The sequence below is a fragment of the Parasphingomonas frigoris genome (assembly GCF_036663815.1).
Lineage (GTDB): Bacteria > Pseudomonadota > Alphaproteobacteria > Sphingomonadales > Sphingomonadaceae > Sphingomonas.
In genome coordinates this window covers 474768-496134 of record NZ_JAXOJQ010000002.1, presented here as the reverse complement: position 1 = coordinate 496134, position 21367 = coordinate 474768, and the positions used below count along the sequence as shown (strand labels likewise).

At 66.6% G+C, this 21367-nt stretch carries 19 protein-coding genes and 1 tRNA gene; 7 read left to right on the top strand and 13 right to left on the bottom strand.

Annotation, left to right across the window (positions count from 1 at the left end; genetic code table 11):
- Positions 1-165 precede the first annotated feature (165 nt).
- From ligA to U1872_RS07650, 7 genes are all read right to left on the bottom strand, one after another.
- Positions 166-2301 (bottom strand): NAD-dependent DNA ligase LigA, encoded by a 2136-nt coding sequence (ligA, locus tag U1872_RS07680; RefSeq protein ID WP_332792294.1) that lies wholly within the window; start codon positions 2299-2301, stop codon positions 166-168.
- Positions 2302-2601: 300 nt separating this feature from the next.
- Positions 2602-2964 (bottom strand): response regulator, encoded by a 363-nt coding sequence (locus tag U1872_RS07675; RefSeq protein WP_332792293.1) that lies wholly within the window; start codon positions 2962-2964, stop codon positions 2602-2604.
- A complete protein-coding gene (locus U1872_RS07670; protein WP_332792292.1) occupies positions 2961-4535 on the bottom strand; it encodes a sensor histidine kinase in 1575 nt (524 codons plus the stop codon). Before U1872_RS07670 ends, U1872_RS07675 begins: the two co-directional genes overlap by 4 nt.
- 339 nt (positions 4536-4874) lie before the next feature.
- Positions 4875-5324 carry an SEL1-like repeat protein gene (locus tag U1872_RS07665; protein WP_332792291.1) on the bottom strand — a complete coding sequence of 150 codons (450 nt, stop codon included), beginning with the start codon at positions 5322-5324 and terminating at the stop codon, positions 4875-4877.
- A 546-nt stretch (positions 5325-5870) separates the two neighbouring features.
- Positions 5871-6077 (bottom strand): cold-shock protein, encoded by a 207-nt coding sequence (locus tag U1872_RS07660; protein WP_010185321.1) that lies wholly within the window; start codon positions 6075-6077, stop codon positions 5871-5873.
- 336 nt (positions 6078-6413) lie between these two features.
- Positions 6414-8078: a DNA repair protein RecN gene (gene recN, locus U1872_RS07655; protein ID WP_332792290.1), complete on the bottom strand. Its 1665-nt coding sequence runs from the start codon at positions 8076-8078 to the stop codon at positions 6414-6416.
- Positions 8079-8157: 79 nt separating this feature from the next.
- A complete protein-coding gene (locus U1872_RS07650; RefSeq protein WP_332792289.1) occupies positions 8158-9111 on the bottom strand; it encodes an outer membrane protein assembly factor BamD in 954 nt (317 codons plus the stop codon).
- 117 nt (positions 9112-9228) lie between these two features.
- Here U1872_RS07650 and U1872_RS07645 point away from each other — a divergent pair, with 117 nt between their 5' ends.
- Positions 9229-10053, top strand: a complete 825-nt coding sequence (locus tag U1872_RS07645; protein WP_332792288.1) for a class I mannose-6-phosphate isomerase — start codon at positions 9229-9231, stop codon at positions 10051-10053.
- Between the two features lie 67 nt (positions 10054-10120).
- Positions 10121-11293 (top strand): glycosyltransferase, encoded by a 1173-nt coding sequence (locus tag U1872_RS07640; protein ID WP_332792287.1) that lies wholly within the window; start codon positions 10121-10123, stop codon positions 11291-11293.
- Here U1872_RS07640 and U1872_RS07635 read toward each other — a convergent pair.
- The 5 genes from U1872_RS07635 to yajC are packed head-to-tail and all read right to left on the bottom strand — an operon-like array spanning position 11279 to position 15808.
- The gene (locus tag U1872_RS07635; protein ID WP_332792286.1) at positions 11279-12466 is read right to left on the bottom strand and encodes a DUF3089 domain-containing protein; all 1188 of its coding nucleotides are present in this window, start codon (positions 12464-12466) and stop codon (positions 11279-11281) included. The genes U1872_RS07640 and U1872_RS07635 overlap by 15 nt on opposite strands.
- Positions 12467-12523: 57 nt before the next feature.
- Positions 12524-12904: an Mth938-like domain-containing protein gene (locus tag U1872_RS07630; protein ID WP_332792285.1), complete on the bottom strand. Its 381-nt coding sequence runs from the start codon at positions 12902-12904 to the stop codon at positions 12524-12526.
- A complete protein-coding gene (gene secF, locus U1872_RS07625) occupies positions 12904-13863 on the bottom strand; it encodes a protein translocase subunit SecF (RefSeq protein WP_332792284.1) in 960 nt (319 codons plus the stop codon). Before secF ends, U1872_RS07630 begins: the two co-directional genes overlap by 1 nt.
- A 12-nt stretch (positions 13864-13875) precedes the next feature.
- The gene (gene secD / locus U1872_RS07620; RefSeq protein ID WP_332792283.1) at positions 13876-15462 is read right to left on the bottom strand and encodes a protein translocase subunit SecD; all 1587 of its coding nucleotides are present in this window, start codon (positions 15460-15462) and stop codon (positions 13876-13878) included.
- A 4-nt stretch (positions 15463-15466) separates the two neighbouring features.
- Positions 15467-15808, bottom strand: coding sequence for a preprotein translocase subunit YajC (yajC, locus tag U1872_RS07615; protein WP_332792282.1), 342 nt, complete (start codon positions 15806-15808; stop codon positions 15467-15469).
- A gap of 214 nt (positions 15809-16022) precedes the next feature.
- Here yajC and U1872_RS07610 point away from each other — a divergent pair, with 214 nt between their 5' ends.
- From U1872_RS07610 to U1872_RS07600, 3 genes are all read left to right on the top strand, one after another.
- Positions 16023-16697 carry a hypothetical protein gene (locus U1872_RS07610; RefSeq protein ID WP_332792281.1) on the top strand — a complete coding sequence of 225 codons (675 nt, stop codon included), beginning with the start codon at positions 16023-16025 and terminating at the stop codon, positions 16695-16697.
- 56 nt (positions 16698-16753) lie between these two features.
- Positions 16754-16830 (top strand) — tRNA-Pro (locus tag U1872_RS07605).
- Between the two features lie 228 nt (positions 16831-17058).
- Complete coding sequence (locus U1872_RS07600) at positions 17059-17607, top strand: YcxB family protein (RefSeq protein WP_332792280.1); 549 nt, start codon at positions 17059-17061, stop codon at positions 17605-17607.
- A gap of 54 nt (positions 17608-17661) precedes the next feature.
- On the opposite strand, the gene U1872_RS07595 is transcribed toward U1872_RS07600, so the two are convergent.
- Positions 17662-18426 (bottom strand): dienelactone hydrolase family protein, encoded by a 765-nt coding sequence (locus U1872_RS07595; protein ID WP_332792279.1) that lies wholly within the window; start codon positions 18424-18426, stop codon positions 17662-17664.
- A 190-nt stretch (positions 18427-18616) separates the two neighbouring features.
- Between U1872_RS07595 and U1872_RS07590 the strand changes: the two genes are divergently transcribed.
- Together U1872_RS07590 and U1872_RS07585 are read left to right on the top strand one after the other, a co-directional pair.
- Positions 18617-20230 carry an MFS transporter gene (locus U1872_RS07590; RefSeq protein WP_332792278.1) on the top strand — a complete coding sequence of 538 codons (1614 nt, stop codon included), beginning with the start codon at positions 18617-18619 and terminating at the stop codon, positions 20228-20230.
- A 48-nt stretch (positions 20231-20278) separates the two neighbouring features.
- Complete coding sequence (locus tag U1872_RS07585; protein ID WP_332792277.1) at positions 20279-21337, top strand: alanine racemase; 1059 nt, start codon at positions 20279-20281, stop codon at positions 21335-21337.
- Positions 21338-21367 lie beyond the last annotated feature (30 nt).

Below are 21367 nucleotides of genomic sequence, written 5' to 3'. Positions count from 1 at the left end.
TAGCAGTGACCGGATTCTGGCCCGCGAGACTGCGTCGCACCGAGCCCTTGCACGCGATATATTTCGCTTACGTGACAGTCGAGCGCAGCGTTCATGTCGGGTTAAAACAAGTTATTCTGCGTTGCACAAAAGCATCACTTCGCCGCAGCACGTTTTTCCCACCGATTAGCGCGCCGCCGCGACAATTTCCGCCCACGCCGCCTCGTCGATCACCCTAACTTTCAGATCTTCGGCCTTTTTCAGCTTCGATCCCGCGCCCGGGCCGGCGACGACGAGATCGGTCTTGGCCGACACCGATCCCGCCACGCGCGCCCCGAGCAGCTCGGCTTGCGCCTTGGCCTCGTCGCGACTCATCCTCTCGAGGCTGCCGGTAAACACCACGGTCTTGCCGCTGACCGGCGACTCGCGGGTCTGATGGACGACGTCGAGCGGGGTCACTTCGCGCAGCAGCGCATCGACCACGTCGCGATTGTGTGGCTCTGCGAAGAATTCGAGCAGCGCGTCCGCGACTTCGGGGCCGATCCCGGCGGTCTCGATCGCCGCCGCCAGCGCCTTGCCGCGGCGGACGACGAATTTCGCGTCCGACTCGCCGAGTGCGAGGACGATCTCGGCGCGCACCGCGAGGACGCGCTCGATCATCTCGGCAAACCCGGCATAGCTGACATAGCGGCGCGCAAGGTCCCGCGCGGTGATCTCGCCGACATGGCGGATGCCGAGCGCGAACAGGAAGCGGTCGAGCCCGATCTGGCGCCGCAGGTCGATCGCGGCGAGCAATTTGTCGACGACGAGCTCGGACATCCGCTCGCGCGTGACCAGCGCGGCGCGGTGTTCGTGCAAGCGGAAGATGTCGGCGGGCGAGCCGATCAGGCCGTCGCGGAAGAATTCCTCAATCCGCACCAGCCCGAGGCCGCTGATGTCATAGGCGTGGCGCGAGACGAAATGGATCAGCCGCTCGACGCGCTGTGCCGGGCAGATCAGCCCGCCGGTGCAGCGCACGACGACCTCGCCCTCGCCGCGCTCGGCGAGCGAGCCGCATTCGGGGCACGTCGTCGGGAATGCGAAGGCGGGGCGCTCCTCGTCGCGCGTGAGGACCTCGACGATCTGCGGGATGACGTCGCCCGCGCGCTGCAGCACGACGCGGTCGCCGACGCGCGCGCCGAGCCGCTCGATCTCGTCGGCATTGTGCAGCGTCGCGTTGGTGACGACGACGCCGCCGACGGTCACGGGGGCGAGCCGCGCGACCGGGGTCAGCGCGCCGGTGCGGCCGACCTGGATGTCGATCGCCGTAAGAGTCGTCTCAGCGCGCTCGGCGGGGAATTTGTGCGCGATCGCCCAGCGCGGGGTGCGCCCGACGGTGCCGAGCCGCGCCTGCCAGTCGAGCCGGTCGAGCTTGTAGACGACGCCGTCGATGTCGAAAGGGAGGTCGGCGCGCTGCTGCTCGATGCTGCGATAGACCGCGAGCGCGGCATCGGTCGTCGCAACATGCGCGAAGCCGCTCGCGACCTGGAAGCCCCAGTCGCGCAGCGCGGCGACGTTGGCGGCCTGCGTATCCCCGGGGAGCGCGCTGGTCTCGCCCCAACCCCAGGCGAAGAAGCGCAAGGGCCGTGTCGCGGTGACCGCCGCGTCCTTCTGGCGCAGCGACCCGGCGGCGGCGTTGCGCGGGTTGGCGAACTGGCGCGCGTCCTTGCCGGCAGCCTCGGCCTCGGCGAGCAGCCGGGCGTTGAGGCCGGCGAAATCGGCCTTTGCCATATAGACCTCGCCGCGCACTTCGAAAATGTCGGGCGCATCGGCGGGGAGCGTCTGCGGGATGTCGGGGATGTGCGCGACATTGGCGGTGACGTCCTCGCCGACTGCACCGTCGCCGCGGGTCAACGCCTGGACGAGGCGGCGCTGTTCGTAGCGCAGCGAGCAGGACAGGCCGTCGATCTTGGGCTCGGCGGTCATCTCGACGGTTGCATCGTCGGGCAGCGCGAGGAAGCGCCGCACGCGCGCGACGAACTCGGCGACGTCCTCGTCGGTGAAGGCATTGTCGAGGCTCGTCATCGCCCGCGCATGCGCGACCTTGGCGAGATGCGCGGCGGGCGCGGCGCCGACCTGGAGCGCGGGCGAATCGGCGCGGACGAGCTGCGGGTACGCCGCCTCGAGCGCGGTGTTGCGCGCGCGCAGGGCGTCGAAGTCGGCATCGCTGATCTCGGGCGCGTCCTCGGTGTGATAGCGCGCGTTGTGATAGGCGATCTGATCCGCCAGCCGCGCGAGTTCGGCGGCGGCTTCGGTTTCGGTGGCGGGGAGGGGGGCGCTCATGGCGTGGCGTTACCGGAGAGCGGGGGGCGGCATCAAGCTTTGGCGCGTTGTAGAGATGACGAAGGGCGGGGATTGGTTGTCAGCGGAACGGCAGCTTCTCGCTTTCGGTTGTCCTGCCTCACTGTCGGCGCACTCTCTGTCTGGTGTTCCGACCATTAGCTCACGAAGCCCGGCATATCGGGATGCGTTCGAAACTTTGAGCGTGTTCGACCAATGGCGACCGGCTGCACTAAAAGGTATGCCGAATTCGGAAGAATATCGCCCGGTTAGCGCTGGTCTGCTTTTCTCCGCTCGGTTTTCTCAACCGCCTAATCGCCGAATTTCTGCGAAAATAGTCGCCAGGCCCACGGGTTTTTCAAAAATTGCGGCGACGCCAGCGCTGACTGCTTCTTCCTCTAGCGCACGGCTTGCGTTTCCCGTCGTGAGAATAATAGACATGTTCGATCCGCGTTCACGAAGCAGGTTTGCCAACTCGATCCCATTCATACCCGGCATCCGCACATCGCAGATGAGGATACCGCGCTCGCATTGGCCGCGTTCCAAGAAGTCTTTCGCATCGAAATAGCTGGACGCATTAAAGCCGACTGCTTGTAACGCAAACTGAAGTGCGGTCCGCACTGCCTCGTCATCTTCGACAATCTGAATGACGGGTGAAACGCTCATGGTAAAACCCGGCCGACGGCTGGGAGCGTGAAGCGGAAGGTGGCGCCAATCGCCCCTTTTGGATCAGCCCAAAGCTTGCCCCCGTGACTTTCGATGATGGTGCGGCAGATGGAGAGGCCAATGCCCATACCTTTGACTCCCTTCGTACTCACAAACGCCTCAAAAATCCGGTCCACTACATCGGCGTTTATTCCCGGGCCGTTGTCGCTGACGGACAGAATGGCCATGCCTTCCGCATCGTAGCCGGTTTCGATTCGCAGCGTGCCGCCACGCGCACTCCCCATCGCATCCAGCGCGTTTCGAACGAGATTGACGATCACCTGTTCTATCTGGACGCTGTCCGCGAGAACCTCGAGGTCGGGCTCGTTGTGAACGAATTCGACAGCAACGCCGTTTTCACGCGCCCCTAAAAGCGCCAAACCGCACGCCTCCTCCACAATAACCGATAATCTTTCAGGGCGCCTCACATCCTCGCTGCCGGAAACGAAGGAACGCAGGCGACGGATAATCTCCCCTGCGCGTACAGCTTGAGACCTCGCAAGCGTAAGAGGCACGGTCAGTGGGCCATCATAATCTGCGCCAAGTAGGGCCAGGCTGCCGTCAATGGACAGCGTTACGGAAGCGAGGGGTTGATTGATCTCGTGAGCAATCGCGGTAGCCATTTCTCCCATCGCCGACCGCCGGGAAACGTGAAGTAATTCCCTCGCGAGACGTTTGCGTTCCGTAATGTCGATCGAAACACCCACCATCCCGCTGATCACACCATCAGCATGAGCAAAAGGAACTTTAGTCGATAGAAAAATGCGGGAACTCTTTTTGGGAAAGTCGACGATCTCTTCCAGCTCTTGGGTCATTCCCGTATCCATAACCCGCCGGTCGTTTTTCATGACGATCGCCGCCTGGCGAGGATCATCCAGAAATTCGTCGTCTCTTCGGCCATGAACTTGAGACCAATCCAATCCGATTGCCTCTAAAGTGGCTTTGTTCGCGAGCAGCATCCTGCCCGACCGATCTTTTGCATAGATCATTCCGGGCATAGCCTCGATCACCGTCGCCAATAACGCATTCGACTGATGTTGATGCTGTTCCGCGACCCGCAATTCCCCTTCGGTGAGATCGACCCTGATCGCAAGCGCGGCACGCGCTGCATCTAGTGCGATCATCGTTTCACGATGCGCAGCAATTTCAGCGCGCATCGACTCGTTTGACGGCAGCTTAAGGGCTTGCGGGACGAGCAGTGTCAGGCGGATTGCCGTCGCAACCGAAACGACAGCCGTCAGTACCTTAAGCCAGCCTTCGGTCACATAGACCGGCACCCAAATGACATAGATGCTTGCCACATGCGTCAACCCGCAAAAGGCGATGAACGCGGCGAACAGCAATGCCATCCGTCGATGCTTGGCCTCCAGATCTTCCCGACCTCGGACGAAGCGCAAGATCGCGAAAGGTATCGTAAAATAGGCAAGGGCGATGAGCGCATCTGATATGACGTGGAGAGCCATGAGCTCTGGGCGCCAGAGGAAGCACATCCCGTGCGGCATGAAGGCTTCGTATTCCAGGCGCCAATTCATAAAATACACCGCCTAAAAACAGGACACATTAGGCACATCTCACATATTAACTCCGGATAAGAATTTGAACGATTCTTTGGAGCAAATACGTAAACACCCTTAGTAAGCGCATCTTTTGCCAATGCCAACAGCGCTGCGGATGGTACGAACGCCCACTACGCGTGCACAGCGACCCGAACACTTCCCGAGCGATGTTGCCATCGATCGATTCTGCGCAAGTGCTTGGCGGACGTCGCTATTTTAGCCGGTGAATCGCCGCTCGTCGTTCCAGGTCCGATCACCTCGGGGCACGCCGCGTAACCGCGCACGTGTCTGGAAGTGGTGGCAAGCGGACATTCGTCACGCATACTCGTCACGCTTCTGCGACGGTCTCAACCGCCGTATTTTTCGGGCCGCAGCGTGCCAAAGGCGCGTTTCGAAATAGAGCAGCTCGGCTCTCGACTCGTCATCTCCAGCGGTCGCAGCTCGCCTAAGCCACTGCCGGTAGCCGATCATATCGTTGCGGTTGAAGCAGCCCATTGCCGCATTTCGCGCAGCACGTGCGTCGCCTTTCTTATAAGCCCGCCGATACAGTCCCGCTGCGCAAAACGGATCAGCGGACTTGCCGACCGACGAGATACTGTCGTCATCGGAAAACCAGTCGGCCAATTCGATCATCGCGCCGACGTGCCCGCGTAGCGCAAGATGCCACATGATTGGCTGCCACAAGCCGACACGTTGCCTGTCGCGAATGGCGAGCCCTTTTAGGTAAAGCCGATCTTCGGGCGTCTCGTCAGGTAAGGGCTGCATTTATCGATGCTCGCACGCGGGCTGAACGTCTGCAATTGGTCGAAAGCGGACGCGGCGCTGACCTACGCGTCGCGGTCACGATATGTACCGAAGCGCGCCCCGAAATCGTCGCATCCGCCCGAATGCGTTGATGCAAACACGGAGACAATCGCCGTTGTCCACACCACGTCTTGCGGTCAATCGAGCCAAGTTCTCGACACGTGATGCGCAAGTCGTGATGTCAGAACGGGGTCGCTAACGGCGATCCGCCGCTAGGATGTCACGACCTCGTCGTCATCCTCGTTCATCTCGGCCGCAAGTTTGGCTTCTTCGTTGACCGACTTGCGCTCGGCGGTCTTTTCGGCGCGGGTCGCCATTTCGTCCCAGGCCTTGGCGGCGCGCAGATGGCGCGTGCGGACGTTGTCTAGCGTCGCGGTGGCAGCGTCGGACTCGGCCTGGCGGGCACGGTCGCGATAGAAGATGGCGGTGGTGTTCGTCGGAGGTCTCCTGGCCGAGGGGGGGCAAAGGTAAAAGGGGTGCCGCCGGTTGGCGACACCCCGAAGCGCGTCAGGCCTGAGCGAGACGGACGGCCGAGACCTTGCCGCGGCGATCCTCTTCCAGCTCGTACGAAACGCGCTGGTCGCGATCGAGCGTCGCCATGCCGGCGGCTTCGACCGCGCTGATGTGGACGAACGCATCGCCGCCGCCGCCCTCGGGCGCAATGAAACCGTAACCCTTGTCGGCGTTGAAGAACTTAACGGTGCCGATAGCCATAGTGTATTCCTTAGTGCCGGATCGCCGCGCAACGTGTGCGAAAGCGCCGGAGTGGGGCCGAGATCAAAGACGGATGCGACGTCCGGCCCCGGCCGGCGCATCCGATGACGGTGTCACCCGCGCGCGGAAAGTCCGCAGCGGGCAGGGTGACGAAAGAGGAGCGAAGAGAGAAGCAAGACCACGCGTCCGATGCCAGGCAAGCGGGAGCGCAGGAGGTCTCTCAGTCGTGCGAAGCTTGGAAGCGGAGTCGCGCGATGCGCTCGCTCTAACAGGTTGCTTTGCAAATGTCGCCTGCTTTGCGCGGAGGCGGTACGGGGGCGGGGGGCGGCGCCGCGGTCAGGCCGTCTCGATCAACCGTTCGGCCTGCGCGCGGGCTTCGGGCGTGATCGTCGCGCCCGACAGCATCCGCGCGATTTCCTCGCGGCGTTGCGCGATGTCGAGCGCGGTCACGCCGGTGCGCGTGACGATCCCGTCGTGGCGCTTGGCGATCAGCAGGTGATGCCCGCCGCGCGCCGCGACCTGTGGGCTGTGCGTGACGACGAGCAATTGGGTGCTGGTCGCGAGCCGTGCGAGGCGCTCGCCGATCGCGCTCGCCACCGCGCCGCCGACGCCGCGGTCGATCTCGTCGAAGATCATCGTCGCAGCCCCACCCTGCTCGGCGAGCGCGACCTTCAGCGCGAGGATGAAGCGCGAGAGTTCGCCGCCCGACGCGATCTTGACGAGCGGCGCGAACGGCGCGCCGGGGTTGGTCGAAATCTCGAACTCGACGCGGTCTTTGCCCGCCGCCGACCAGTTTTCGGGGGACGCGGGCGCGACGACGGTGCGGAAGCGCGCGGCGTCGAGCTTGAGCGGGACGAGCTCGCCCTTCACCGCGGCGTCGAGCTGCAGCGCGGCGGCGGTGCGCGCCTTGGTCAGCGCGGCGGCGGCGCTGTCGTAGGCGGTGCGCGCCTTGGTCAGCTTCGCCTCGAGCGCGGCGAGGCCCTCTTCGCCCGCCTCGAGCGCGGCGAGCTTGGCTTCGAGCTCGCTCGCCAGATCGGCGAGCTCGTCGGGCTGGACGCGGTGCTTGCGCGCCATCGCGCGGAGTTCGAACAGCCGGGTCTCGTCGTCTTCGAGGCTGGCGGGATCGAACCACAGGTCGGTCTTCGCTTCGCGCAGCCGCTCCTCGGCGACGGCACCTTCGATCACCGCGCGATCGACCGCGGCGAGCGCATCGGCGAGCGCGGCATGATCGCCCGCGATCCGCTCGAGCACGCGCGCTGCCTGGCGCAACTGGGCGAGGCCGCCATCCGAGCCTTCGAGCCAATTCTCGATCGCGAGCAGATCCTCGGAAATCTTCTCCGAGCGTTGCATCGTGCGGCGGCGATCGGCGAGCGCTTCTTCCTCGCCCGGCTCGGGCGCGAGCGTGCGCAATTCGGCGACGGCATGTTCGAGCCATTCGCGGTCGCGCGCGGCGGTGTCGATCGTCGCGCGGGCCTCCGCCAGCGCGGCCTCGGCATCGCGCCACGCTTTGTAGGCGGTCGCGGTCGAGCCCGCCGCGACGCGCCCGAACGCGTCGAGCAAGGCGCGGTGGCCGCGCGCGTTGAGCAGGCCGCGATCGTCATGCTGGCCGTGGATCTCGACCAGAGCGGGGGCGAGCTCGCGCAGCAGCCCGGCCGAGGCGGGCTGATCGTTGACGAAGGCGCGGCTGCCGCCGTCGGCCTTGACGATGCGGCGGATCATCAGCGGCTCGCCGGGATCGAGTTCGAGCCCGTTTTCGCTCAGGAGCGCGACGACCGGGCCGTCGGGGGCGGGGGTGTCGAAGGTCGCGGTGACGACGGCCTGCGTCGCGCCCTGCCGCACCAGCGACGCTTCACCGCGGGCCCCGAGCGCGAGCCCTAGCGCATCGAGCAGGATCGACTTGCCCGCGCCGGTCTCGCCGGTCAGCACGCCGAGGCCCTGCCCGAATTGCAGGTCGAGCGCTTCTATCAGCACGACGTCACGGATGGCGAGAGAGATCAGCATAGGGTCGCGGCACCCTTTAGCTCAGCCGCGCGCGTTCCGGTATCGTTCTTTTTCGACCGGCCCGCGCATCGGCGGCGGATCAGCTACCCGGGTTCGGGTTGCCCGGATTGGTCGACGACCCGCCCGAGACCGGCGCGGCGCTCGGCTCGCGCTTGATCTCGTCGCTCTTCTTCGGGACCGAATCGAGCACCTTGTTCTTCTCGGGAACGATCAGCTGCCCCGGCGCGATCGCGGCGACCGCGACCGGCGGATGCTCGTTGGTCAGCTTGTACGCTCGCTCATACCATTGCGAGCCGGGATAGTTGGCTCCGAGCACGGCGGCGGACTTGCGTGCCTCGTCGGGCGTGCCGAGCGCGAGATAGGTCTCGGTCAGGCGCATCAGCGCCTCGGGGGTGTGCGTCGTCGTCTGATATTCCTCGACCACGCGGCGGAAGCGGCCGTTGGCGGCGAGCCACTGGCCGCGCACTTCGTAGAAGCGCCCGATTTCCATCTCCTTGCCGGCGAGATGGTCGCGGACCAGGTCGACCTTCAAGCGCGCATCGGCGGCGTAGCGGGTGTTGGGATAGCGGCGCATCAGCTCGCCGAGCGAATCGAGCGCTTGCTGCGTGATCTTCTGGTCACGCGTGACGTCGCTGATCTGCTCGTAATAGCCGAGCGAGACGAGATAATAGGCATAGGCCGCGTCGCGGTTGCCCGGGTGGACCGTGAGGAAGCGCTGCGCCGACTGGATCGAGGCGGTGTAATCATGCGCGAGATAGTAGCTGAACGCGCTCATCAGCTGCGCGCGGCGTGCCCACACCGAGTAAGGGTGCTGGCGCTCGACCTCGTCGAACAGTGCCGCGGCAATCTTGTAGTTGCGCTGGTCGAGCTGCTTCTTCGCCGCGGTGTACAGCGTGCCGACGTCGCGCGCGACATAGGGGATGTCGCCCTTGGTCTTGTTGCGTGCGCACCCCGTGGTGGTGAGCGCGGTCGCGGCGATCAGACCGATCGCGAGGCTGCGGAAAAAGGGCGAGCGGGGCAGGGGGGTGCGCATTGGCGCCAGCCTTAGCGCAACCCCCGTTGCGCGAACAATCCTTTTAACGCGAGATGGATCGCTTGGACGCGACGACGCGTTGGCGTTACAGGTCGCCCCGACAGGAGAGATAACGCCGTGACTGCCATTCTGCTCGCTACCAAACGCGTCGAAAAGCCCTGGGGCCGCCACAGCTTGTGGCCCGGTTTTGCCGATCCCGCGCCCGGCGGCGAAAAGATCGGCGAGGTGTGGTTCCAGACGCCGCACGCCGGCGAACCCGAACTGCTCATCAAATATCTTTTCACCAGCGAGAAATTGTCGGTGCAGGTGCACCCCGACGACGCCGCCGCGCAAGCCGCCGGCTACCCGCGCGGCAAGGACGAGGCGTGGCTGATCCTCGCCGCCGAGCCCGACTCGACGATCGCGATCGGCACCCTCGCGCCGATGACGCACGAGGAATTGCGTGCGGCCTCGCTCGACGGCTCGATCGAGCATCTGCTCGACTGGAAGCCGGTCAAGGCGGGCGATTTCTATTATAACGAGGCGGGCACGATCCACGCGATTGGTGCCGGCATTACCACGATCGAAGTCCAGCAGAATGTCGATCTGACCTATCGGCTCTACGATTACGGCAGCGACCGCGAGCTGCACCTCGATGCCGGGGTCAAGGTGTCGGATCCGGTGCCGTTCGTGCCGCTGCCGACGCCGGCAGCCGACGGCAAGGACCACCTGATCCTGTCCGAGGGGCCGAAATTCGTCACCGAGCGCTTCGCCGGTGGGCATCGTGTGATCGACCTGCCCGAGGGCAAGCCGGGCTGGTTCGTGCCCGTTGCCGGTGCCGGCACGGTCGACGGCGTCGCGTTCAAGGCGGGCGAGTGCCTGCTGTTGACCGGCCGCTGCGAGATCGCGTCCGACGCCGGCAGCGACCTGCTGCTCGCTTACCCGGGCGACAAGCGGATCTGAGTCGATCGTCTTCCCCTCCCGCCGCCGGGGGGGAAGACTTTTACCGTCTCGTGCTAGCAAGGTCGCCATGCTGCGCGTGCTGACCCTCTCGACCCTGTTCCCCGATGCCTCGCGGCCCAATTTCGGGGTGTTCGTCGAGCGCCAGACGTTGGGGCTGGCGGCACATCCGGAGGTAGAGCTCAGGCTGGTCGCGCCGATCGGGCTGCCACCGTGGCCGCTGTCGCGCCATGCGCATTATGCCGGGCTCGCCGCGCTGCCGACCCGCGAGAGCTGGAAAGGGCTGCCGACCTGGCGTCCGCGCTTCACCACGCTGCCGGGGACGGCGGGGCGCTTCCACGCTGCCGCCTTGACGCGGCGCCTGATCCCGCTGCTCACCGAGATTCGCCGCGACTTTGCGTTCGATGTGATCGATGCCGAATTCTTCTTTCCCGACGGCCCCGCCGCGGTCGCACTCGGGCGGCATTTCGGGGTGCCCGTCTCGATCAAGGCGCGCGGTGCCGACATCCACCATTGGGGCACCGCAGCCGCCACCGGCGCGCAGGTCGTTGCGGCCGGGCAGGCGGCCGATGGCGTGCTTGCGGTGTCGCAGGCGATGCGCGCCGACATGATCGCGCTCGGCATTCCGCAGGGATCGATCCGCGTCCACCATACCGGCGTCGATCTCGACCGCTTCGCGCCACGCGACCGCGCCGCGGGTAAGGGGGCGTTCGGCGTCACCGGGCCGTTGATCGTCTCGCTCGGCGCGCTTATCCCGCGCAAGGGGCATGATATCGTGATCGACGCGGTCGCTGCGCTGGCCGGCGCGACGCTGCTGATCGCGGGAGAGGGGCCGTCGCGGCCGGCGCTCGAAACGCAGATCGCGACATTGAAAGTGGGCGACCGCGTCCGGCTGCTCGGGTCGATCGCGCATGCCGAGCTCCCTGCGCTGCTCGCCGCCGCAGACGTGATGGCGCTCGCCTCGGCCTCCGAGGGCCTCGCCAATGCCTGGGTCGAGGCGCTGGCGTGTGGTACGCCGATCGTGATCACCGCGGCGGGCGGGGCCGGCGAGGTGGTGACCGAGCCCGCTTATGGCCGGATCGCCGACCGTACCGCGCCGGCCTTTGCCGCCGCAATCGCCCAATTGCTTGCCGATCCGCCCGCACCCGCCGCAGTGCGGCGCGGTGCGGAGCGCTTCACCTGGGCCGCCAACACCGCCGCGCTGTACGCGCATCTAAGCGGGCTGGTGTCACTGCCCGGTTGAGACGGGCTGCTTGGCCAGCCACGCCTTGGCCTGCGTGTCGCTGAGCTCGACCAGATCGCCCATCGCGACCGGCATGTCGATCAGGTGCAGCCCCCAATCCTTGAGCGTCACGCCGCGCACCACGACGTCGCCGACGATCGTCTGTGTCCGCTTGTCGGTCGGCTTGGCGTTGACGGTCACCGCGAGATACTGGGCGTTGCCGGTGCTGGTGCAGGCCGCGCTCAGCAGTCCCGGCACCTTGACGAACGGCGTCGTCACCGGTGCGGCGTCGGTCGTCCACGGGCCCATCGGCGCGCTCGCCAGCCCTGCACCGCGCGCGCCGAGATAGGCGTCGGTGACCGCCGATCCGCCGGCCAGCGCCGCGGGATTGACGCACGCCGCGACCATGCCGGGCTGCGGCACGACGCCGAAGCGGCTGCCCGGCGGGGGCGGGGCGTCGGCGCGGAAGCTGACATAGCTGACGACGCAGCCGCTCTGTTTCGCGCTGCGGCACAACGGCGTCGACTTGAAATCGCCGCCGACATCGGCGCCTGCCGGCACGGCGACGTTGGTGCCGGGAATCAGCGCCGAGATCAGCAGCGCCTGTTCGGGCTTGCCCTCGATCGCCTCGGCGATGAGCTGCTTGAGCACGCCCGAGCCCTGGCTGTGGCCGATCAACACCACGCCGCGGCCATGATTGTCGTACGCGAGATAGGACTCCCACGCCGCCTTGACGTCGCGATACGCCATCGCGCGATCGGCGACGACGGGCTTGCCCTGCAGGATCGCCTGCAATGCCGAGAGCGTGACCTGGCGGTAGAGTGGCGCGAAGACGCGGCAATGCTCTGCAAAGCGGCCCGCCTGCGCTGCGGCGACGCTGTTTTCCTCCGGGCCCGCGATCATGTCGCTGTTCGGCGTGGGGTCGAGCGAGACGGTCGGATAGACGTAGAAGCAGTCGAACTTTGGATCCTTGGTCGCCGAGAATTTCTCGGTGCTGCGCGATCCGTCGGCCTTGATGATTGTCGCGTCCTGGCTGGCGTCGCACGGATCGACCTTGCCGGGGCGGCACAGCCAGTTTTCGGGCTTGCCGTAATCGGGCGATGCGGCGGCCGGCGCGGTCTGCGCGGACGCGTCAGAGGGGAGGGCGGCGACCACGGCTACGGGCACGGCCACGGCCATCAACAGCGATTTCACCACGTCATTCTCCCCACACCCGGTTTGGCGCGAGAGTAGCAGCCGCAGCGCCTGCCTTCAAAGGGGATACAGCGCGCCCACGACCCAGCGCGTCTCACCGCGCAGCACGGCCCAGGCGCGCGCAGCGGCGCGGCTGTCCATCGCCTCGACGCCGATGCCGAGCGCTTCGCACGCGCGGACGAAAGCGGGGGGCGGGCGCTGCATCGTCGCGCCGGTGCCGAGCAGCAGAAATTCCGGCCGCGGATCGAGAGCGAGAAGCGGGCCGAGCGAGTCGACCATCAGCGCTTCGATCGGCGGCGGCGCCCATTCCTCCGACCCGTCGGGCCAGATCAGCAGCGCGCGGTAGACGCCGGTGAACTCACCCGCCTCGACCTTGTAGCCACCGCCCGAAAAGGCGGTGATCACCGGCCCGATGCCGCGCTCGCGCTCGACTCGCATCAGCGCGCCTTGGGCGTTCCCGCGGTGGCGGCGGGGACGTCCTCGATCCGCGGATCGGGCCGCAGGCCGAGCGTGATCAGCAGCGACGACGACACGTAGATCGACGAATAGGTGCCGACGAAGATGCCGAGGATCATCGCCGCGGTGAAGCCGCGCAGTACGTGGCCACCGAAGATCAGCAGCGCGAACAGCGCCAGCAGGATGGTCAGCGAGGTCATCACCGTGCGCGGCAGTGTCTCGTTGACAGAGAGATCGACGATCGCGGGCATGTCCATCTTGCGATAGCGGCGCATATTCTCGCGGATGCGGTCATCGATGACGATCTTGTCGTTGATCGAGTAACCGATGATCGTGAGCACGGCGGCGACGATGTTGAGGTCGAATTCGTACCAGGTCAGCGCGAAGAAACCGAGCGTCATCAGCACGTCGTGGACGATCGCGACGACGGTCGACACGCCGAACTGCCACTCGAAACGGAAGATCGCGAACAGGCCGATACCGACCACCGCGAGCACGACGGCGAGCACACCCTTCCAGATCAGCTCGTCGGACACCTTGCCGCTGACCGCATCCTGCTTGGAGAATTTGGCGTCGGGGAAGTCCTTGACGACGGCGGCCTGCACCTGCGCGACGACGCGATCGGTTGCGTCCTTGGCCTGGCTCTTGACCGGCGGGAGCTTGATCGAGATCGTCCTGCCGCCCTCGCCGACGGTCTGCAGGCGGACCTCGCCGAGGTTGAGCCGGTCGATCGTGGTGCGCAGCTTGTCGGTCGACGGCGGAGTCGAGAATTTCTCCTCGATCATCAGACCGCCGACGAAATCGACGCCGAGGTTGAGTCCGCGCGCAAACACCAGCCCGATCGCGGCGAGCGACAGCAGGATGGTCAGCCCGAACGCCCATTTGCGGAGCGACACGAAGGGCAGGTTGGTATTGTCGGGAACGAGTTTCAGCAGGCGCATGTCTCTGGCCGATCAAATATTGATTTCGGTCGGGCGGTTCTTGCGAATCCACAGCACGACCAGCATTCGCGTGAAGGTGACGGCGGTGAACACCGAGGTGGCGATGCCGATCAGCAGCACGACCGCGAAGCCCTTCACCGGACCCGAACCGAGCAGCAGCATGATGATCCCCGAGATCGCATGCGTCGCATTCGCCTCGAAAATCGTGCGGCTCGCTTCCTTATAGCCCAGCTCGACCGACTGGATCACGCTGCGCCCGCGACGGCGTTCCTCGCGGATGCGCTCGTTGATCAGCACGTTCGCGTCGACCGCGGTGCCGATCGTCAGCACGAAGCCGGCGATCCCTGGCAGCGTCAGCGTGCCGTTGAGAAGCGCGAGCACGCCCATGATCACCATGACGTTGATGACGACGGCATAGTCGGCATAGAAACCGAAGCGGCCGTAGGTCGCGATCATGAACAGGACGACGAGAGTGACCGCGATCCCCGAGGCGAGGATGCCGGCGTGGATCGAGTCGTTGCCGAGATCGGGACCGACGCTGCGCTCCTCGACCACCTTGAGGCTGATCGGCAACTTGCCCGAGCTGAGCGCGATCGCGAGGCTGTTCGCCGATTCGACGGTGAACGAGCCCTCAATATAGCCCGCGCCGCCGAGGATCGGCGTGTTGATGCGCGGCGCCGAGATGACCTTGTCGTCGACGATCACCGCGAAGCGCTTGCCGGTCTGCTCCTGCGTGATGCGGGCGAACTTCTTGCCGCCGTCATTGTTGAAGCCGAAATTGACGATCGGCTCGTTGGTGTCCTGCTTGAAGCCCTGGCTCGCGGTCAGCAGCTGGTCGCCGGTGAGGATCGCCTGGCGCTTGACGATGATCTTCGCAGCCGGGCCGGCCTCGGGATATGGCAACACCTGGCTGCCGACGGGGACGATGCCGCCGTCGATGTACGGCGTGTCGTCGACCATCTTGAATTCGAGCTTGGCGGTCTTGCCGAGCAGTTCGCGCAGCGCCTTGGGGTCCTTCAACCCCGGCACCTGCACGACGATGCGGTCGTTGCCCTGGCGGACGATCGTCGGCTCCTTGGTGCCGAGCTTGTCGATGCGCGTGCGCACGACGTCGGTCGCGGTGCCCATCGCGGTGTTGATCGCCGCCGCGATGCCGGCCTGCGTCGGGGTCATCACGACGCGCGACGAATCGACGACCTGCAGGTCCCAATCCCGCTGGCCGGTATAACCGACGCCGCCGGTCAGCTTGTTGAGCCGCTCGCGCGCGGTGTCGAGCTGCGTCACGTCGCGCAGCATGAAGCTCAATTTCCCGCCGTCGGTGGCGATGTCGCCGATCGAGATCGGCGGCCCCTTGGCCATCTCGGTGATGATCTGCTCGCGCATCGCCTCGAGCCGGTTCTTCACCAGCTCGTCAGTGTCCGCCTCGATCAGCATATAGCTGCCGCCGGCGAGATCGAGCCCGAGATTGACCTTGGGGTGCGGGAAGCCGCCCCACTTTTCGGTGACCGAATCGGGCAGGAAAGTGGGGACCGCCAGCGCCATTAGGCAGGCGAGGAACCCCAGGATCGAGACGACCTTCCAGCGCGGGAAATCGAGCATCGGATCAGTCGTTCGCGGGCTTGGAGCCGAGCGGGGTCACGTCGGCGAGCGTCGCCTTGACCACCTTGATCTTGATCGACGGTGCGATCTCGACCTCGACGAAGGCGTCCTCGACCTTGGTCACCTTGCCGACCACGCCGCCGGCCGTGACGACCGAATCGCCCTTCTTGACCGCGCCGATCGTCGCGGCCTGTTCGCGCGCGCGCTTCTGTTGCGGGCGCAGGATCAGGAAGTAGAAGACGACGAAGACGAGCAGCAGCGGCGCGAACTGGACGATCATCGCAAGAAAGCCGTCTGGTCCGGCGGTGGCGCCTGCGGTCTGGGCGAATGCTGGGGTGGCGAACATGGGCTACCTTGGTCAAAAACGGGACCCGCCTGCACGCTCGCGCACGCGGGATCGCGCACTCTTTCGGGCGCGCTACAAGCGGGGCGCGCTATCAGTTACTGCAAGGCTACGCAACGATATCTCGCGCGCGGTGCGCCCGTTGCCGCCTGTCGTGGGTTGATAGCCCAACGAAAGGTCGTAACATTTCGGCCCTTCCAGTCGAGTATCGAAGCCCATGCTGAAACCGCTCCCGACCGTGATCCTGTTCCTGGCGGCGCCCGGCATCGCGCATGCCGACAGCGGGCGCGAGACGCTGGTGCAGACCGCTTTCGTGGTCCGCGACCGCGGCGCAGCGCTGGCGCAGCTCGCCAGCGTCGAGGCCGCCGCCATGGCGACGCTCGCCCGGGCGCCGGGGGATAGCGAGGCGCTGCTCGCGCGCGCGATGGCGACCAGCTACCGCGCCAAGCTGACGCGCAGCCGCAGCGACGCGCTGTCGGCCAAGGCGCAGTTCGAGGCGCTGGTTGCGAAGAATCCGCGTGATGCCGAGGCGCAGGCGGCGCTCGGCGCGTGGCATCTCAGCGCAGTCAAATCGCTCGGCGCGCTGATGGCGCGCGGCGGGCTCGGCGCGCGCAAGGCGGTCGGGCTGGCGGCGATCGACCGCGCAATCGCGCTCGGCGGCGATCGCGCGCTGTTCCCCGGGATCGCCGGGCTGCTACGGTTGGCGCTCGACCCCACAGACCCCCGCGGCGTCGCGCTGATCGGGCAGGCGACCCACGCCACGACCGCGACGACGCTCGACCGGCTGATCCAGCGCCGCGCGGTGCAGCTCGACCTCGCGGTGAAGGGCGGCGACACAAAGCTGATCCAGGCGCTCGCCAACCGCCTGCTGCCGCTCGGCCAGTTCGGCTGAACCGCGCGAAGGGACTTGCATCTGCGCGCGGCTCAGCCTAACGCGCCTCCCTCGGTCGGGGCGTAGCGCAGCCTGGTAGCGCATCACACTGGGGGTGTGGGGGTCGCAGGTTCGAATCCTGTCGCCCCGACCAAGATTTCCAAGACATCTCGTTGGGGTTGGCGGGCGGCGGAAGCTGCCCCGATCCGATAGCGCGCGCCGTCCGAGGATGCTGCAAAAACCCGTCCGCACGGCATACCCGCCTGCAAGCCATTGCGAGCGGCTGCGATACGCCGCACTCTGCCGCCGTTGATCGTCAGATTCTCCCATCGCGGGGCGCCGCACACAATATTCGCAACAGCAGCTGCATCGAGGAACTGGGATGGAAGCGAGCGGCTTCATTGTGGTCGGCGAGTCGGCCAGCGCGATGGCCTATATCAAGGGCCGACGCGGCATCTCGCCGCGTTTGATGAAAGCCATTCTCTTTGCCTGCATGGCGGCGGTTGGCATCTCCGTGGGCGCATGGGCGTCGGAATCCTGGTTCGCAGCCACGGTGTCCGTCGAGTTCGCGTTTCTCGGTCTCGGCGTCGGGCTCGTCATCATTCAGACGCTGGCCGCACCTTCCCTGCGAAAGGCTCTCGCCGACCGCGGACAAGCCTCTGAGCAGGCGCTCACCTTTCGCCTCACGCCCGACGCCTTGGTGTATGATTTGGCGGAGCTGACGATGATTGCGCGCTGGCCGTGCGTCACGGACCTCTATCGAACGCGCAAATATTGGGTTTTCCTGGTGCAAAGCAGCGCCATGGTCTTGCCGCGCCGCTTCTTCGCAACCCCACAGGCCGAACGGGATTTCATCGGCGCGGCAATGTCGCGCATGAGCGATGCAGCACGGGCGAGGAGCCCCGACGCGGCAAAGATCGTCGGCGGGTGAAGCCCCGCGTCGGAAGCACCGCCCGCGATCACGCAGGCGATGCTCCCGATACCCTCACGCCGGCAAGGTACGCCCGAACAACGCGAGCATCTCGCTCCAGCCGCGCTCGGCGGCATCGTGGTCGTAGACCGGGAAATCGGTCTTCATCCAGCCATGCGCCGCGCCCGCGTAGATCTCGCTGCGATGCCGCACCCCCGCCTCGTTCAGCGCGCGCTCGAGGCGTTCGGCCATTTCGGGCGGGTAGCTGTGGTCGTTCTCGGCGCCGGCGACATAGACTTCCGCGGTGATCCTGGGGGCGAGCAAATGCGGGCTGGTCGGCGCGTCGGTCGCGAGGTTGCCGCCGTGGAAGCTCGCCGCCGCCGCGACGCGGTCGGGATAGGTGCCCGCCACGGTCAGCGCCATGCCGCCGCCCATGCAGAAGCCGACGGTGCCGATCTTGGTCCCCGCGACGTCATCCCGCGAATCGAGATAGGCGAGGAATGCCGCGCTGTCCTGCGCCGCCTTGTGATTGTCGGTCGTGGCCATCATCGGCCCGATCACCGCGCGGAAATCGCCCTTGAACACTTCCTTGGGCTCGAGCGTGGCGTAGCTGCCGAAGCGATAGAAGAGATCGGGCAGCAGCACGACATAGCCCGCATCGGCCAGCCGCCGTGCCATGCCGACCAGTGCCGGGCGGATCGCGAAGGCATCCATATAGACGATGATCGCCGGCCACGGCCCCCCTCCTTCTCGGGCGCCTTCGCGGGCGCCTTCGGGGGTGAGGATCGACGCGGGGCAGGTGCCGTCGGTCGTCTCGATGCGGATCTGTTCGAGGGGCATTGTCGTCTCCTTGCGCATCACGCGGAACTGGGGCGGCGGCAGCGCGGTCGCCCGCCGCGCCGCCTGTAAACGAGCCCCGCTATCCCGCAAGACCTGCCGCCCGCGGCGCCCGCATCGCTTGCCGCGCGAAAGAAACCGCTTATCGTTGCGCCGCTGCGGGCGAGCGCAGCACGGGGCAGGGGCAGCGACGATGGCGACGATATTGGCGAGCGATGTGGGACCGGACGCGCCCGCGACGCCGAGCCGCAAGGACATCCAGCTGATCATCACCGCCTCGTCGCTCGGCACGATCTTCGAATGGTATGATTTCTTCATCTACGGGACGCTCGCCGCCTCGGGGATCATCGGGCGGACCTTCTTCCCGGCGCAGAGCGAGTTGCTCCAGACGCTCTATGCCTGGGCGGGCTTCGCGGTCGGTTTCGGCTTCCGCCCGCTCGGCGCGATCCTGTTCGGCTATCTCGGCGACAAGCTCGGGCGCAAATACACCTTCCTCGTCACGATCACGCTGATGGGGCTGGCGACCGCGGGCGTCGGGCTGGTGCCGTCGGCGGCAACGATCGGGCTGGCCGCGCCGTTCGGGGTGATCGGGCTGCGCATCCTGCAGGGCCTCGCGCTCGGCGGCGAATATGGCGGCGCGGCGATCTATGTCGCCGAACATGCGCCGCCCGGGCGGCGCGGCTATTTCACCAGCTTCATCCAGGCGAGCGTCGCCGGCGGCTTCATCCTCAGCCTCGCGGTCGTCTTGCTCGCCAAGGCGGTGATGCCGGCGGGGGTGTGGGAGGCGTGGGGCTGGCGGATCCCGTTCGTCTTTTCGCTGGCGCTGCTCGCCATCTCGCTATGGATGCGGCTCAAGCTGTCCGAAAGCCCGGTGTTCAAGCAGATGAAGGCCGCTGGGACGACCGCGAACAATCCGTTCGTCGAGAGCTTTACCTATCCCGGCAATCTCAAGCGGTTGTTCGTCGCCTTGTTCGGCATCGCCGCCGGCCTGACGGTGATTTGGTACACCGCGATGTTCACCGTCCTGTCCTTCCTGCAGGGCACGATGCGCGTGCAGGAAACCGCGGCGCAGCTGATCGTCGGGTTCGGCGCGCTCGGCGGGCTCGGCTTCTTCATCCTGTTCGGCTGGCTGTCGGACCGGGTCGGGCGCAAGACGCCGATCATCGTCGGCTACGCGCTGACGCTGATCCTGCTCTTCCCGATCTTCTGGGTGATGGGCAGCGCCGCCAACCCTGAGTTGGCGCATGCCGCCAAGCGCGCACCGGTCGTCGTGTCGGGGCCGGCGTGCAGCTACGACCTGTTCCCCGCCAAGCCGACCGAATGCCGCCGCCTGCTCGATTATCTGTCGAAGAAGGGCGTGCCCTACACCAAGGCGCGCACGCCGGTGACGCTGGTGCTGGTCGGCGGGGTCGGGGTCGACGATCTGAGCGACGCCGGGATCGACACCGCGCTCGCCAAGGGTGGTTACGATCTGCGCCCGGTCATTCCGACGCCGGGCAACATCGCCTTGATCCTGCTCGCGATCCTCGCGCTGAGCGCGCTCGCCGGAGTCACCTACGGCCCGGTCGCCGCCTTGCTGTCGGAGATGTTCCCGCCGCGCATCCGCTACAGCTCGATGTCGATCCCCTATCATTTCGGCACGGGCTATTTCGGGGGGTTCCTGCCGCTGATCAGCCAGGTGATCGTCGCGCGGACCGGCAATCCCTATGCGGGCCTGTGGTACACCATTGCGGTGGTGGCGATGGCGCTGGTGGTGACGCTCTACGGGCTCGAAGAGGGCAAGCCGGGCACCGCCAGCGCCGATTGACCGCGCGGTGGGGTGGCGCGGCACGGGGCAGGGGGCTAACCGCGGGGGATGACCGTCGTTCCGCCCGCTGCTCCGCCCGCCGCACCTCTGCGCCTTAGCCTCGATACCGCTGCGCTCGTCGCCAATTGGCGCGCGCTCGATACGTTGAGCGGTGCGGCGGCGTGCGGCGCGGCGATCAAGGCCGACGGCTATGGCCTGGGCGCACGCGGTGTCGCGACGCGGCTGGCGGGCGCGGGTTGCCGCGATTTCTTCGTCGCGAACTGGGGCGAGGCGGCGGCGCTCGCCGATCTCGGGCTCGACGTCGCGGTGCTCCACGGCCTGCGCGCCGAGGATCTGGCGATCGCGGCGACCGGCATCGCGCGGCCGGTGCTGAGCAGCGCCGCGCAGGTCGCGCGCTGGCGCGCGGCTGGCGGCGGGCGCTGTGACGTGATGGTCGATACCGGCATGAACCGGCTCGGCGTCTCGGCTGCAGAGGTGCGGGACGGCCTGCTCGACGGGCTCGCGATCGAGACGCTGATGAGCCATCTCGCCTGCGCCGACGAGGACAGTGATATGAATGTGCGCCAGGCGTCGGCGCTGCGCGGCCTCGGCGGGCGCACCGCGGCGCGGCGTCTGAGCCTCGCCAATTCCGCCGGGATCGCGCTCGGCGCGGCCTATGCGTTCGACCTGACGCGCCCTGGCCTCGCGCTTTACGGCGGCGTGCCGCGGTGCGAGCTCGCGGGTGTGGTGCGCCAGGTAGCGACGCCCGAGGCGCAGATCCTCCAGCGCCGCACGCTCGGGGCGGGCGAGTCGATCGGCTACAACGCTTTGTTCACCGCGCGCGCGCCGCTCGAAGTGGCGATCCTCAACATCGGCTATGCCGACGGCTATTGGCGCGGGTTCACCAATGCCGGGATGGCGCGCGCCGGCGATGCCGCGCTGCCCGTGATCGGCCGCGTGTCGATGGACCTGACCGCGATTTCGGTCGAGGCCGCGCCCGGCCTGGGGGAGGGCGACTGGGTCGCGCTCGATTATGTGCTCCCGACGGCGGCGGCGGAATCGGGGATGTCGCAATATGAACTGCTAACCGGGCTGGGCGCGCGGTTCGCGCGGGTGTGGTCCGCATAAAAAAAGGGGCGAGATTTCTCTCGCCCCTTT